This window comes from uncultured Alsobacter sp. (assembly GCF_945952055.1).
In the GTDB taxonomy this organism is placed as follows: domain Bacteria; phylum Pseudomonadota; class Alphaproteobacteria; order Rhizobiales; family Beijerinckiaceae; genus Alsobacter.
Genome location: NZ_CAMFHB010000081.1, coordinates 1 through 13,079, shown reverse-complemented (window position 1 = coordinate 13,079; position 13,079 = coordinate 1). Strand labels below are relative to the sequence as shown.

The 13,079-nt window shown below is 65.8% G+C and carries 24 protein-coding genes and 1 pseudogene; 1 reads left to right on the top strand and 24 read right to left on the bottom strand.

Annotated features, from left to right (window positions below; all coding sequences use genetic code 11):
- Positions 1-129: 129 nt before the first annotated feature.
- From Q0Q47_RS30260 to Q0Q47_RS30240, 5 genes are all read right to left on the bottom strand, one after another.
- Complete coding sequence (locus Q0Q47_RS30260; protein ID WP_293868802.1) at positions 130-1,146, bottom strand: DNA-directed RNA polymerase subunit alpha; 1,017 nt, start codon at positions 1,144-1,146, stop codon at positions 130-132.
- Between the two features lie 146 nt (positions 1,147-1,292).
- Positions 1,293-1,682, bottom strand: a complete 390-nt coding sequence (gene rpsK / locus Q0Q47_RS30255) for a 30S ribosomal protein S11 (protein ID WP_293868801.1) — start codon at positions 1,680-1,682, stop codon at positions 1,293-1,295.
- 131 nt (positions 1,683-1,813) lie between these two features.
- Complete coding sequence (gene rpsM, locus Q0Q47_RS30250; RefSeq protein WP_293868800.1) at positions 1,814-2,182, bottom strand: 30S ribosomal protein S13; 369 nt, start codon at positions 2,180-2,182, stop codon at positions 1,814-1,816.
- A gap of 164 nt (positions 2,183-2,346) precedes the next feature.
- Entirely contained in the window at positions 2,347-2,751 is a 405-nt protein-coding gene (locus Q0Q47_RS30245) for a type II toxin-antitoxin system VapC family toxin (RefSeq protein ID WP_367278327.1), read from the bottom strand.
- Entirely contained in the window at positions 2,751-3,014 is a 264-nt protein-coding gene (locus Q0Q47_RS30240; protein ID WP_293868797.1) for a type II toxin-antitoxin system Phd/YefM family antitoxin, read from the bottom strand. The genes Q0Q47_RS30245 and Q0Q47_RS30240 overlap by 1 nt, the downstream gene beginning before the upstream one ends.
- A 186-nt stretch (positions 3,015-3,200) precedes the next feature.
- Between Q0Q47_RS30240 and Q0Q47_RS30235 the strand changes: the two genes are divergently transcribed.
- Positions 3,201-3,671, top strand: coding sequence for a GFA family protein (locus Q0Q47_RS30235; RefSeq protein WP_293868795.1), 471 nt, complete (start codon positions 3,201-3,203; stop codon positions 3,669-3,671).
- A 163-nt stretch (positions 3,672-3,834) separates the two neighbouring features.
- On the opposite strand, the gene Q0Q47_RS30230 is transcribed toward Q0Q47_RS30235, so the two are convergent.
- The 19 genes and pseudogenes from Q0Q47_RS30230 to rplB form a co-directional block, all read right to left on the bottom strand.
- The gene (locus Q0Q47_RS30230) at positions 3,835-4,416 is read right to left on the bottom strand and encodes an adenylate kinase (protein ID WP_293868793.1); all 582 of its coding nucleotides are present in this window, start codon (positions 4,414-4,416) and stop codon (positions 3,835-3,837) included.
- On the bottom strand, positions 4,413-5,750 hold the full coding sequence (gene secY, locus Q0Q47_RS30225) for a preprotein translocase subunit SecY (protein ID WP_293868791.1): 1,338 nt from the start codon (positions 5,748-5,750) through the stop codon (positions 4,413-4,415). Before secY ends, Q0Q47_RS30230 begins: the two co-directional genes overlap by 4 nt.
- Positions 5,751-5,869: 119 nt before the next feature.
- The gene (rplO, locus tag Q0Q47_RS30220; protein WP_293868789.1) at positions 5,870-6,349 is read right to left on the bottom strand and encodes a 50S ribosomal protein L15; all 480 of its coding nucleotides are present in this window, start codon (positions 6,347-6,349) and stop codon (positions 5,870-5,872) included.
- Positions 6,350-6,363: 14 nt separating this feature from the next.
- Entirely contained in the window at positions 6,364-6,552 is a 189-nt protein-coding gene (rpmD, locus tag Q0Q47_RS30215; protein WP_293868787.1) for a 50S ribosomal protein L30, read from the bottom strand.
- Between the two features lie 10 nt (positions 6,553-6,562).
- Entirely contained in the window at positions 6,563-7,129 is a 567-nt protein-coding gene (rpsE, locus tag Q0Q47_RS30210) for a 30S ribosomal protein S5 (RefSeq protein WP_293868785.1), read from the bottom strand.
- A 182-nt stretch (positions 7,130-7,311) separates the two neighbouring features.
- On the bottom strand, positions 7,312-7,674 hold the full coding sequence (gene rplR / locus Q0Q47_RS30205) for a 50S ribosomal protein L18 (protein ID WP_293868783.1): 363 nt from the start codon (positions 7,672-7,674) through the stop codon (positions 7,312-7,314).
- Between the two features lie 12 nt (positions 7,675-7,686).
- Complete coding sequence (gene rplF, locus Q0Q47_RS30200; protein WP_293868781.1) at positions 7,687-8,220, bottom strand: 50S ribosomal protein L6; 534 nt, start codon at positions 8,218-8,220, stop codon at positions 7,687-7,689.
- Positions 8,221-8,257: 37 nt separating this feature from the next.
- Complete coding sequence (gene rpsH, locus Q0Q47_RS30195; RefSeq protein WP_293868779.1) at positions 8,258-8,656, bottom strand: 30S ribosomal protein S8; 399 nt, start codon at positions 8,654-8,656, stop codon at positions 8,258-8,260.
- Positions 8,657-8,669: 13 nt separating this feature from the next.
- On the bottom strand, positions 8,670-8,975 hold the full coding sequence (gene rpsN / locus Q0Q47_RS30190) for a 30S ribosomal protein S14 (RefSeq protein ID WP_293868777.1): 306 nt from the start codon (positions 8,973-8,975) through the stop codon (positions 8,670-8,672).
- A gap of 37 nt (positions 8,976-9,012) precedes the next feature.
- Positions 9,013-9,579, bottom strand: coding sequence for a 50S ribosomal protein L5 (gene rplE, locus Q0Q47_RS30185; protein WP_293868775.1), 567 nt, complete (start codon positions 9,577-9,579; stop codon positions 9,013-9,015).
- Positions 9,572-9,889, bottom strand: coding sequence for a 50S ribosomal protein L24 (gene rplX / locus Q0Q47_RS30180; RefSeq protein WP_293868773.1), 318 nt, complete (start codon positions 9,887-9,889; stop codon positions 9,572-9,574). The genes rplE and rplX overlap by 8 nt, the downstream gene beginning before the upstream one ends.
- Positions 9,889-10,257 carry a 50S ribosomal protein L14 gene (gene rplN, locus Q0Q47_RS30175; protein WP_293868772.1) on the bottom strand — a complete coding sequence of 123 codons (369 nt, stop codon included), beginning with the start codon at positions 10,255-10,257 and terminating at the stop codon, positions 9,889-9,891. The genes rplX and rplN overlap by 1 nt, the downstream gene beginning before the upstream one ends.
- 166 nt (positions 10,258-10,423) lie before the next feature.
- Positions 10,424-10,666 carry a 30S ribosomal protein S17 gene (gene rpsQ / locus Q0Q47_RS30170; RefSeq protein ID WP_293868771.1) on the bottom strand — a complete coding sequence of 81 codons (243 nt, stop codon included), beginning with the start codon at positions 10,664-10,666 and terminating at the stop codon, positions 10,424-10,426.
- A gap of 10 nt (positions 10,667-10,676) precedes the next feature.
- Positions 10,677-10,892, bottom strand: coding sequence for a 50S ribosomal protein L29 (gene rpmC, locus Q0Q47_RS30165; protein ID WP_293868769.1), 216 nt, complete (start codon positions 10,890-10,892; stop codon positions 10,677-10,679).
- A 10-nt stretch (positions 10,893-10,902) separates the two neighbouring features.
- Entirely contained in the window at positions 10,903-11,316 is a 414-nt protein-coding gene (rplP, locus tag Q0Q47_RS30160) for a 50S ribosomal protein L16 (RefSeq protein ID WP_293868767.1), read from the bottom strand.
- Positions 11,317-11,340: 24 nt separating this feature from the next.
- Positions 11,341-12,048 carry a 30S ribosomal protein S3 gene (rpsC, locus tag Q0Q47_RS30155; protein WP_293868765.1) on the bottom strand — a complete coding sequence of 236 codons (708 nt, stop codon included), beginning with the start codon at positions 12,046-12,048 and terminating at the stop codon, positions 11,341-11,343.
- Between the two features lie 10 nt (positions 12,049-12,058).
- Positions 12,059-12,439 carry a 50S ribosomal protein L22 gene (rplV, locus tag Q0Q47_RS30150; RefSeq protein WP_293868763.1) on the bottom strand — a complete coding sequence of 127 codons (381 nt, stop codon included), beginning with the start codon at positions 12,437-12,439 and terminating at the stop codon, positions 12,059-12,061.
- Between the two features lie 3 nt (positions 12,440-12,442).
- Positions 12,443-12,721, bottom strand: coding sequence for a 30S ribosomal protein S19 (gene rpsS / locus Q0Q47_RS30145; protein ID WP_293868761.1), 279 nt, complete (start codon positions 12,719-12,721; stop codon positions 12,443-12,445).
- 11 nt (positions 12,722-12,732) lie between these two features.
- Positions 12,733-13,079, bottom strand: a pseudogene (rplB, locus tag Q0Q47_RS30140) (50S ribosomal protein L2); the annotation flags it as partial.

Sequence of the window (13,079 nt, the reverse complement as noted above, 5' to 3'; positions counted from 1 at the left end):
GGCAGTAGGCAGTAGGCAGTAGGCAGTAGGCAGTAGGCAGTAGGCAGTAGGCAGTAGGCAGTCGATGGTTGAGCCAGGTCAGAGCGTCAAGCCCTGACTGACCAAGCCCTACTGCCTACTGCCCGAATCTCAGTAGTGTTCCTCGAAGCGCTTGGCGAGCTCTTCGATGTTCTCCGGCGGCCAGCCGGGCACTTCCATGCCCAGGTGCAGGCCCATGCCGGCGAGCACTTCCTTGATCTCGTTCAGCGACTTGCGGCCGAAGTTCGGAGTGCGGAGCATTTCCGCCTCGGTCTTCTGGATCAGGTCGCCGATGTAGACGATGTTGTCGTTCTTCAGGCAGTTGGCCGAGCGCACCGAGAGCTCGAGCTCGTCCACCTTCTTGAGCAGCGCCGGGTTGAAGGCGAGCTCCGGCATGGCCGGCTTCTCGTCCTCGCGACGCGGCTCCTCGAAGTTGACGAACACCTCGAGCTGGTCCTGCAGGATGCGCGCGGCGTAGGCCACGGAGTCCTCGGGCGAAACGCCGCCGTTGGTCTCGACCGTCATGATCAGCTTGTCGTAGTCGAGGATCTGGCCCTCGCGGGTGTTCTCGACCCGGTAGCTGACCTTCTTCACCGGCGAATAGAGGCTGTCGACCGGGATGAGGCCGATCGGGGCGTCCTCGGGACGGTTGCGATCGGCCGGGACGTAGCCCTTGCCCATCTTCACCGTGAACTCCATGCGGATCTCGGCGCCCTCGTCGAGGGTGCAGATCACGAGCTCGGGGTTCAGGACCTGGACGTCGCCGGGGGTCTGGATGTCGCCGGCGCGAACCTGGCCGGGGCCCTGCTTGCGAAGCGTCATGCGCTTCACGCCCTCGGCCTGCATCTTGATCGCGATGGCCTTGATGTTCAGGACGATGTCGGTGACGTCCTCACGCACGCCCGGGATCGACGAGAACTCGTGCAGCACGCCGTCGATCTGCACGGAGACGATGGCCGCCCCCTGCAGCGACGACAGGAGGATGCGGCGCAGGGCGTTGCCGAGCGTCACGCCGAAGCCGCGCTCGAGCGGCTCGGCCACGAGCGTGGCGACGCGGCGCGGATCGTCGCCGGCGGTCACGTCGAGCTTCGTCGGCTTGATCAGGTCTTGCCAGTTCTTCTGGATCACGGGTCAGTCCTTCATGAAGGAGCGCGGGGCATATCGGTCCGTCGACCCTGGCCCTGCGTTCACGATGGAAAACATGCACTGCGAGAGTGCACGAACGCCTCCCGGGCCCGTCGGCCCGGAAGGCGCAGTCTCGAAAGGCGCAAAACTCAGACGCGACGACGCTTGCGCGGACGGCAGCCGTTGTGCGGGATCGGCGTGACGTCGCGGATCGAGGTGACGGTGAAACCGGCAGCCTGAAGGGCGCGAAGAGCCGACTCGCGGCCGGAGCCCGGGCCGGTAACCTCGACCTCGAGGGTGCGCATGCCGTGCTCGGCCGCCTTGCGGGCAGCGTCTTCGGCGGCGACCTGGGCGGCGTACGGGGTCGACTTGCGCGAACCCTTGAAGCCCATCATGCCGGCCGACGACCACGAGATCGTGTTGCCCTGCGCGTCGGTGATCGTGATCATCGTGTTGTTGAACGAGGCGTTCACGTGGGCGACGCCCGACACGATGTTCTTGCGTTCGCGACGACGAACGCGCTGTGCTTCCTTGGCCATGGTCTTGATCCTTCTGGCGCGCCCGTCATGCCAGGCGCTGGGGATGGAGGTGGTCTGGAGGGCTGACGCCCTCCAAAGTCGTGGATCCCCGGCCAGCGCCGGGGATGACCAGCCGCGCGATGCGCGTCAGGTCACTTCTTCTTGCCGGCGATCGGCTTGGACTTGCCCTTGCGGGTGCGCGCGTTGGTGTGCGTGCGCTGGCCGCGAACCGGCAGGTTGCGGCGATGACGCAGGCCGCGATAGCAGCCCAGGTCCATCAGGCGCTTGATGTTCATCGCGACTTCGCGGCGCAGGTCGCCTTCCACGAGGTAGTCGCGGTCGATCATCTCGCGGATCTGGAGCACTTCGTTGTCGGTCAGCTGGGCGACGCGACGCTCGGCCGGGATGTTGAGGGCCGTGGTGATCTCTTCGGCCTTCTTGGCACCGATGCCGTGAATGTACTGGAGCGCGATGATGACGCGCTTGTTGGTCGGAATGTTGACGCCTGCGATACGTGCCACTGCCGTCTCCATGTCGGCCGGACGTGCGGGACGCCGGCGGGTGGGTGAACCGCGCGCCGGTGGAGGCCGGCCCTTGCGCGGGAGTCTTGCCCTGCTCCAAAACATGAACCGCCGCGGCCCGAAAGGACCCCAGCGGCACGACCGATGGAACCGGATGCGGCCTGTTAGGCGATTGCGCCTTTGGTGTCAAGCGCGAGCGGATGGCTGACGAGGGCGCGGTCGACGGTGGCGAGGCGCATCCCGTCCGCTTGGCAGATAGCCAACAAAAGCCGGTCGAAAGGATCTCTCGTGGCCGGTTCGGGGCTGACGGTGGCAATGACGTGCCGAAGCTCGACGGGAAGGATCCGAAGTCCTGCAGCGACGGCAACCTCTTCCATCACCTCGAGAGGCAATCCGGGGTCGAGCTTCCCCAGCCTCGTCTTGATGGCGATCTCCCAAAACGAGAGAACACTGACGACAGTCTGTACAGAAGGGCTGAGAAGGTAGGGCACCAGGTGAGGTCGCTTGATGCTCAGCTTGCCGCCGAAGACATCGAGCAAAATGTGCGTATCGACGAGGACCGGCGGCATCACTCGGGCAGAGGCCGGATCAGGAAGTCCTCAGGCAGCGGATCGTCGAAATCGTCGGCGATGTACGGAATGGGATTCGTATAGCCCCGCGACTCCAGATAGTCCCGTGCCGCCTGGAGATTGAGACCGCCCTGGCGGCGATGCGGCACGAGATCGAAAACTGGCCGGCCATTGCGGGTCACGACGATGGTCTCGCCGTTCTCGACCTCACGTGCGAGCTCGGTCAGCCGGTTCTTGGCATCGCGGATCGAGACGGTTTTCATGGGGCTCATTGTAGCCACTTGTAGCCACTCCGTCCATGCCACGCGCTTATCCTCTCGCCGCGAGTATCAGTCCGGAGAGAGAAGGCCGCCACTGTCCGACGGTTGAATTGGGCCGAGGAGCGCTTGCAATCCTGGGCATCCCGACCGAGCTTTTCCTGCTGGACCAGAATGAGGGGATATCCGGCCATGAGCGAGACCACCACCGGCCGCTGCCTGTGCGGCGGAATCCGCTATTCGTATCGCGGCGCGCCGAAGTGGACCGCCTATTGTCATTGCGAGAGCTGCCGACGGGCGACGTCCTCGCCGGTCGCCGTGTGGATCGGGGTCGAGCGCGAGCAGTTCACCTGGGACACGGGCACGCCGGCCGCCTACGCCTCGTCCCCCGGCGTCATCCGCCGCTTCTGCCCGACCTGCGGGAGCCCCCTCTCCTACGAGGGCGACGGCTGGCCCACCGAGGTGCACATCCTGGCGCCGAGCCTCGACGATCCGTCGACCGTCCAGCCGCGCGGGCACGTGCATTCCGGCGAGCAACTGCCCTGGTTCGAGGTCGATGACGACCTGCTCAGGTTCGAGACCGTCGGCGGGAAAGATCGGACACCGCTGAGGCGCGGGTCGCGGCGGATCCACCGCCCGCCCTCCTCGGTCCACGAAACCTGAACACCAGGCCCGCGCGCTCGAGAACGCCCCTCCCGGCCAAAGGCTGCGTTCCCCCTGGCCGCGGGCACCGCGCATGGCGGCGCGGGCGCCCGTCGGCCCGACGTGAGCGCGAACGAAAAAAGCCCCGCGCGAGCGGGGCTTTCGTCATCGCGAGCGTCGTCGCTCACCCGCCGATGGCGGCCTTCATCGCGGCCGTCACGGTGTCGATCGGCTGCATGCCATCGACCTTCTTGAGCTTGCCGGTCTTGTCGTAGTAGGGCGCGACGACCGCCGTGTCGCGGTTGTAGGCCGCGAGGCGGGTCTTGAAGACCTCCGGATCGTCGTCCTTGCGCACCGGCTGGCCGGCGGCCTTGGCGTCGTCGGCACGCTTCACGATGCGATGGACGAGCGCGTCCTGGTCGACGACGAGCTCGACGACCGAATCGAGCTTGAGGCCCTTGTCGGCGAGCATGCGATCCAGCGCCTCGGCCTGCGCCACGGTGCGCGGGAAGCCGTCGAGGATGAAGCCCTTCTTCGCGTCGGGCTCCTCGATGCGGTCGGCCACGATGCCGATGACGATGTCGTCGGAGACGAGCCCGCCCGATTCCATGACCGCCTTGGCCTTGAGCCCGACCGGGGTGCCGGCCGCGACGGCGGCGCGCAGCATGTCACCGGTGGAGAGCTGGGGAATGCCCAGCCGCTCGACGAGCCTTACGGCCTGAGTGCCCTTCCCCGCCCCCGGCGGCCCCAGCAGAATCAGTCTCACCGACGCTTCCCCCCGCGCAGCTTTGCCTTCTTCACCAGCCCCTCGTACTGGTGCGCGAGCAGATGCCCGTGCACCTGCGCCACCGTGTCCATGGTGACGCTCACGACGATGAGCAGCGACGTCCCTCCGAAGTAGAACGGAAGCGCCGCCTGCGAAATCAGTATTTCGGGTAACAGGCAGATCAGCACCAGGTAGCCGGCGCCGAGCACGGTGATGCGCGAGAGAACCTTGTCGATGAACTCGGCGGTGCGCTCACCCGGGCGGATGCCCGGGATGAAGCCGCCGTGCTTCTTCAGGTTGTCGGCCGTCTCCTGCGGATTGAAGACGATGGCCGTGTAGAAGAAGGCGAAGAAGATGATCAGCGCCGCGTACATGAACATGTAGAGCGGCCGGCCATGGCCGAGATAGGCAGCCATGGTGGCGAGGAAGCCGGTGCCGCCCGCCTGCGCCGAGAAGCCCGCGATGGTCGCCGGCAGCAACAGCAGCGAGGACGCGAAGATCGGCGGGATTACGCCCGACGTGTTCAGCTTCAGCGGCAGGAAGGACGTCTGCCCCTCGTAGACTTTGTTGCCGACCTGGCGCTTCGGATAGTTGATCAGAAGGCGGCGCTGCGCCCGCTCCATGAACACGATGAAGGCGATGACGGCGACCGACATCACGATCACGCCCAGGATCAGCGCGGTCGAGACGGCGCCCTGGCGGCCCAGCTCGAGGGTGCCCGCGATGGCCGAGGGCAGCTCGGCGACGATGCCGGCGAAGATGATGAGCGACGAGCCGTTGCCGATGCCGCGCGCGGTGATCTGCTCGCCCAGCCACATCAGGAACATGGTGCCGCCGACGAGCGTGATGGTCGTCGAGATGCGGAAGAACATGCCCGGGTCGGAGACGACGTTCGAGGAGCCCTCGAGGCCGACGGCGATTCCGTAGGCCTGGAACGTCGCGAGCACCACCGTCAGGTAGCGCGTGTACTGGTTGATGACCTTGCGGCCGCTCTCGCCTTCCTTCTTCAGCGCTTCGAGCGTCGGCACGACCGACGTGAGCAGCTGGATGATGATGGAGGCCGAGATGTACGGCATGATGTTGAGCGCGAAGATCGCCAGGCGACCCACGGCTCCGCCGGAGAACATGTTGAACAGGCCCAGCACGCCGGCCTGCTGCTGCTTGAAGATGTCCGCCAGCGCCTCGATGTTGATGCCGGGCAGCGGGATGTAAGTGCCGAGCCGGTAGACCAGCAGCGCCCCGAGCGTGAACCAGATGCGCTTCTTGAGGTCCTCGGCCTTGGCCAGGGCCCCAAAATTCAGGTTCGCTGCAAGCTGTTCAGCTGCCGATGCCATACCGCGCTCCGCTCAGGATAGTCGCGAGGGGAGACGGGCTCCCCTCGACACGTCAACGCCGGGCCTAGCGGATCCACTCCGCCGCCCGGCGCCGAATCTCAGTCCGACCCAATATGGGGTCAGGCCGTTGCTTCCGCCACAGCGGCGAGGATCGTCACCGAGCCGCCGAGCTTCTCGATGGCGGCCTGGGCCGACTTCGAGGCACCGGCAACCTGGAAGGCGAGCTTCGCCTTGAGTTCGCCCTGGCCGAGGATCTTCACGCCGTCGCGCGGCTTGGCCACGACGCCGGCCGCGACGAGGCTCTCAACCGTGACAGGCTGGCCGGCGTCGAGCTTGTTGGCGTCGACGGCCTCCTGGATGCGGCCGAGGTTGACCTCGTTGAGGTCCTTGGAGAAGGGGTTCCAGAACCCGCGCTTCGGCAGGCGCCGGTAGAGCGGCATCTGGCCGCCCTCGAAGCCCTTCACGGCGACGCCGGTACGGGCCTTCTGACCCTTCACGCCGCGGCCACCCGTCTTGCCCTTGCCCGAACCGATACCGCGACCCACGCGGATACGGCCCTTCTTGGCGCCGGCATTGTCCTTGATGTCGTTCAGCTTCATGGTCGGTCCCTCCCTCACTCGGCGACGACGCGCACGAGGTGCGGAAGCTTGGCGATCATGCCGCGCACCGCAGGAGTATCCTCCAGCGTGGAACGGCGGTGCAGCTTGTTGAGGCCGAGGCCGATCAGCGTCTGGCGCTGCTTGGCCTCACGGCGGATCGGCGAGCCGATCTGCTCAACCGTGACAGTCTTCTTGTCTGCCATGGTCCCCTCCTCACGCGTCCGCCGAAGCACCGTCCGCGTCACCGCGGCGGGCCTGGAGAGCCGAAACCTTGATGCCGCGGCGAGCAGCGACCGAGCGCGGGCTGTCCTCGCGCTTCAGCGCGTCGAACGTGGCACGGACCAGGTTGTACGGGTTGGACGAGCCAAGCGACTTCGACACGACGTCGTGCATGCCCAGCGCCTCGAAGACGGCGCGCATCGGGCCACCCGCGATGATGCCGGTACCGGCCGGAGCCGAGCGCAGCACGACCTTGCCGGCGCCGTGGCGGCCGTGGACGTCGTGGTGCAGCGTGCGGCCTTCGCGCAGCGGCACGCGGATCAGCGCGCGCTTGGCGGCGTCCGTGGCCTTGCGGATGGCTTCCGGCACTTCACGGGCCTTGCCGTGGCCGAAGCCGACGCGGCCCTTCTGGTCGCCGACGACGACGAGCGCGGCGAAACCGAAGCGCCGGCCGCCCTTCACCACCTTGGCGACGCGGTTGATGTGGACGAGGCGGTCCACGAATTCGGAATCGCGCTCTTCGCGGTCCCGATTGTTCCGTTCACGAGGCTCTCTGGCCATAGGTTCTCTCTCACTGTGCGCGGACGGACCGGAGCCCGCCGCTCGCTTGAGTTTGGCGGGCCGGCCGAGGCCACCCCGCATTCATCTGCGGACCTGACGCCCGCAAAACCGATACGGCCGGGACGGGTACCGAAGCACCGTACCGGCCGGATGAGGAAAGGGGGCCGGAGCCCCCTGCCCGATCAGAACTCGAGGCCGCCTTCGCGGGCCGCGTCCGCAAGCGCCTTGACGCGCCCGTGGTACATGTAGGCGCCACGGTCGAAGACGACCTGCTTGACGCCGGCGGCGACAGCGCGCTCGGCGACGAGCTTGCCGATGGCCTTCGCCGCCTCGATGTCCGCTCCGGTCTTCAGCGACGAGCGCAGATCCTTCTCGAGCGTGGAGGCGGCCACGACAGTGGCCCCCTTCGCGTCATCGATGATCTGGGCATAGATCTGCTTGGACGAGCGGAAGACCGACAGGCGCGGACGCCCGTTGGCAACCTTCTTGATGGAACGGCGCACACGCGCGACACGGCGCGAGGTGGCCTCGGTGTTCTTAGCCATGGCCTGTGCCCCTTACTTCTTCTTGCCTTCCTTGCGGAAGATGAACTCGCCAGAATAACGCACACCCTTGCCCTGGTAGGGCTCGGGGCCGCGGAATTCGCGGATCTCGGCGGCCGTCTGGCCGACCTTCTGCTTGTCGATTCCGGTGAGCACGATTTCGGTCGGCTTGGGAGTCGCGATCGAGATGCCCGCGGGGATCTCGTAGTCGATGTCGTGGCTGTAGCCGAGCGACAGCTTGAGCACCTTGCCGGCGACCGCGGCCTTGTAGCCGACGCCGGTGATGTCGAGCTTCTTCTCGTAGCCCTTGCTGACGCCCTCGACGAGGTTGGCGACCTGCGAGCGGGACATGCCCCACATCGCGCGCGCCTTCTTCGTCTCGTTGCGCGGAGCAACGGCGATGGCGCCGTTCTCCATCTTCACGGACACGTCGTCCGGGCACAGGAAGGTGAGTTCGCCCTTGGCGCCCTTCACCTTCACCAGGTTGCCGTCCACGGCAGCCGTAACGCCGGCCGGCACGGAAACGGGCTTCTTTCCAATTCGAGACATTGTCGGTTTCCCCGTGTCTGCGTTGCGCCAGCGACGATCAGAAGACCGTGCAGAGCACTTCGCCGCCCACGTTCTTCTCACGGGCCTCGTGATCGGCCATGACGCCCTGCGGCGTCGAGAGGATCGTGATGCCAAGACCGTTGGCGACACGCTGCATGGCGTTCACCCCCGAATACACACGACGGCCGGGCTTGGAGACGCGCGAGATCTCGCGGATCACGGGCTCGCCCTCGTAGTACTTTAGCTCGATCTCGAACTCGGTGCGGCCATTGCCGTACTCCGTGGTCGAGTAGCCACGGATGTAGCCCTCGGACTGGAGCACGTCCAGGACGCGAGCGCGCAGCCGCGAACCGGGGGTCGAGACCTTGGTCTTGCGACGCATCTGCGCGTTGCGGATGCGGGTCAGCATATCGCCGACGGGATCGTTCATCGCCATTGGTCGCGCCTCCTTACCAGCTGGACTTCGTCAGCCCCGGGACCACGCCCTGCGAGCCGAGCTCGCGCAGCGCGATGCGGGACATCTTAAGCTTGCGGTAGTAGGCCCGCGGACGGCCCGTCACTTCGCACCGGTTCCGGATGCGGGTGGGGCTGGCGTTGCGCGGCAGTTCGGCCAGCTTCAGGCGCGCCGTGAAGCGCTCCTCCATCGACTTGGATTCGTCGTTGGCAACGGCCAGAAGACGCTCCCGCCGGCCCGCATACGCCTTCGCGAGCTTCTTGCGGCGGTTGTTCTTCTCGATGGCACTCTTCTTCGCCATGGTTCTCTCCTGGTTTCCGCGTTTAAGAGCCGGGCTCTTACTGCCGGAACGGGAAGTTGAAGGCGCGCAGCAGGGCGCGAGCCTCGTCGTCGGTCTTGGCCGTGGTGCAGACGATGATGTCCATGCCCCACACCGATTCCGTCTTGTCGTAGTTGATCTCGGGGAAGATGATGTGTTCCTTGATCCCGAGAGCGAAGTTGCCGCGGCCGTCGAACGACTTGGGGTTCAGACCCCGGAAGTCGCGGACGCGAGGCAGAGCCACGTTCACCAGGCGATCGAGGAACTCGAACATCCGCGCCTTGCGCAGCGTCACCTTGGCGCCGATCGGCATGTTCTCGCGCACCTTGAAGGTCGCGATCGCCTTGCGGGCCCGGGTCACGACCGGCTTCTGGCCGGCGATGAGCGCCAGGTCGGCCGCAGCCGAGGTCACCTTCTTGGTGTCGGCAGTCGCCTCGCCCACGCCCATGTTGATGACGACCTTCTCGATGGTCGGCACTTCCATGACGTTCTTGTAGCCGAACTCCTCCACCATCTTGGCGCGAATCGTTTCGGCGTAGATTGCCTTGAGACGCGGCTCGAGGGCCGCCTGAGCCTGGTTAGCCATCGATCAGATCCCCGGAACGCTTGGCGAAGCGGACCTTGCGGCCGTCTTCGAGCACCTTGAAGCCCACGCGCGTCGGCTTGCCGTCCTTGGGATCGGCAATCGCGATGTTGGACAGGTGGATGGTCGCCTCCTTGGAGATGATCCCACCTTCCTGCTGCGCGGTCTGGCGCTGGTGCTTCTTGACCAGGTTGACGCCGCGAACGATCGCACGCGTCTCCTTGGGGAGAACCTGAACGACCTCCCCCGACTTCCCGGCATCGCGGCCGGTCAATACGACGACCTTGTCGCCCTTCTTGATCTTGGCGGCCATCACAGCACCTCAGGAGCGAGCGAAATGATCTTCATGTGGTTCTTCGCGCGGAGTTCGCGCGGAACCGGCCCGAAGATACGGGTTCCGATCGGCTCTTTCTGGTTGTTGATGAGGACGGCGGCATTCCGGTCGAACCGGATGACCGAACCGTCGGCCCGGCGGATGTCTTTCGCGGTGCGAACGACGATCGCCTTCATGACGTCGCCCTTCTTCACGCGTCCGCGCGGGATCGCCTCCTTCACGGAGACGACAATCACGTCACCGACTCCAGCGTACTTCCGCTTGGAGCCGCCAAGGACCTTGATGCACATCACACGACGGGCGCCCGAGTTATCGGCGACGTCGAGATTCGTCTGCATCTGGATCATGGCCTTGATCCTTTCTGTGTCTCAGACCGGTTTCCGACGATCTTAGGCTCGCCGGACTTCGCCTGACGGGGATCTACGTCCCCCGTTGTGCGCGCTGTCAGAAGCATTTTTCCGCGCCGAAGGGAACCCCCACGGCGCGGAAAAATGAATCCCGATGAAAAAAAGATCAGGAGGCGGTCGCTTCTTCGACCACCACCCAGGTCTTCAGCTTGGAGATCGGCTTCGATTCCTCGATGCGGACCTCGTCGCCGACCTTGTATTTGTTCGCCTCGTCGTGCGCGTGATAGTTCTTCGTACGACGGACGGTCTTCTTGAGCAGCGGATGGGTGAAGCGGCGCTCCACCTTCACCACCACGGTCTTGTCCTGCTTGTCGCTGACGACGACGCCCTGCAGAATGCGCTTCGGCATCCGATCCTCCTCAGGCCTTGCCTGCGGCGGCGAGCTTCTCGGCTGCCGTCGACTTGATCCGCGCGATGTCGCGGCGCACTTCGCGCACGCGAGCGACATTCTCCAGCTGGCCGGTGGCCCTCTGGAAGCGCAGGTTGAACTGCTCCTTCTTCAGCTTCAGGAGCTCGTCCTGGAGCTGGTCGCCCGACATGGCCCGCAGGTCGGACAGCCGCTGCTTGGTCTTCATGGTGTCCTCCTCACTCGGCGATGCGCTGCACGAAGCGCGTCTTGATCGGCAGCTTCGCAGCCGCCAGAGTCAGCGCCTCGCGGGCCGTATCGACGGGCACGCCGTCGATCTCGAACATGATGCGGCCGGGCTTCACCTTGCACGCCCAGAATTCCGGCGCGCCCTTGCCCTTGCCCATGCGGACTTCGGCGGGCTTCGACGAAATCGGAACGTCGGGGAACACGCGGATCCAGACGCGACCGGCGCGCTTCATGTGGCGGGTGAGCGCACGACGGGCCGCCTCGATCTGGCGGGCCGTGACGCGCTCCGGCTCCATGGCCTTCAGACCGAACTGGCCGAAGTCCAGGTTCATTCCGCCCTTCGCGGCGCCGGAAATCCGGCCCTTGAACTGCTTGCGGAACTTCGTCTTCTTGGGCTGCAGCATTGTCGTGGTTCCTGATGCTCCGGCTTACGCCGCCTGCTCGCGGCGGCCACCGGACCGCTGGCCACCTTCGTCGGCCATGCGGCGGTCCTGCGCCATCGGGTCGTGCTCGAGGATCTCGCCCTTGAAGATCCACACCTTGATGCCGCACGTGCCGTAGGTGGTGAAAGCGGTGGCCGTGCCGTAGTCGACGTCCGCACGCAGCGTGTGCAGCGGAACGCGGCCCTCACGGTACCACTCGGTACGGGCGATCTCGGCGCCGCCGAGGCGGCCCGAGCAGGTGATGCGGATGCCTTCGGCGCCCAGGCGCATGGCCGACTGCACGGCACGCTTCATGGCGCGACGGAAGGCGACGCGACGCTCGAGCTGCTGGGCGATGGACTCGGCCACCAGCGTGGAGTCGATCTCGGGCTTGCGCACCTCGACGATGTTGATGACGACCTCGGACGAGGTCATCTTCGCAACCGCCTTGCGCATCTTCTCGATGTCGGCGCCCTTCTTGCCGATCACCACGCCCGGACGCGCCGAGTAGATGGTGACGCGGCACTTCCGGTGCGGACGCTCGATGACGATCTTCGACACCGCCGCCTGCTTCAGAAGCTTCATCAGCGCGGCGCGGATCTTGATGTCTTCATGCAGCAGCTGGCCGTACTCGCCCTTGCCGGCGACCCAGCGGCTGTCCCACGTCCGGTTGATGCCGAGGCGCAGGCCGATCGGATTGACCTTCTGACCCATGGTGCCCTCCTCAGGCCTTGGCTTCGACTTCGCGGACGATGATCGTCAGGTTGGAGAAGGGCTTCTCCACCCGGCCGGCGCGGCCACGAGCGCGGGCATGAAAGCGCTTCATGACGAGCGCCTTGCCCACGAAGGCCTGCGCGACGACGAGATCGTCGACGTCCAGGTCGTGGTTGTTCTCGGCATTCGCGATCGCGCTCTCGAGGCACTTGCGCACGTCGATGGCGATGCGCTTGCGCGAGAACTGCAGGTCGGCGAGCGCCGTGGAGACCTTCTTGCCGCGGATGAGACCCGCGACCAGGTTCAGCTTCTGCGGCGAAACGCGAAGCATCCGGGCGACGGCCTTGGCCTCATTGTCGGGGAGATCCCGGGCAACAGCTGCCTTACCCATGGCTTACTTCCTCTTCGCCTTCTTGTCCGCCGCGTGCCCGTAGAACGTGCGCGTGGGGGCAAATTCGCCGAACTTGTGCCCGACCATCTCTTCCGAGACGGCGACCGGGATGTGCTTCTGGCCGTTGTAGACGCCGAAGGTGAGCCCGACGAACTGAGGCAGGATCGTGGAGCGACGGCTCCAGATCTTGATCACTTCCGAGCGCTTCGCGTTCTGCGCGGCATCCGCCTTCTTCAGGAGGTAGCCGTCGACGAACGGGCCCTTCCAAACGGAACGAGTCATCGTGGACCCCCTTACTTCTTCTTGCGGGCGTGACGGGACGACACGATGAAGGTGTCGGTCCGCTTGTTCGAACGCGTCTTCTTGCCCTTGGTCGGCTTGCCCCACGGCGTGACCGGGTGGCGGCCGCCCGAGGTGCGGCCTTCGCCGCCGCCGTGCGGATGGTCGATCGGGTTCATCGCGACACCGCGGTTGTGCGGCTTCACGCCGAGCCAGCGGTTGCGACCAGCCTTGCCGATCGAGGTGTTCATGTGGTCGGGGTTCGACACCGCGCCCACCGTCGCGAAGCACTGGCCGTGCACGAGACGCTGCTCGCCCGAGTTCAGGCGGACGATGACGTAGCCCTGGTCGCGGCCGACGA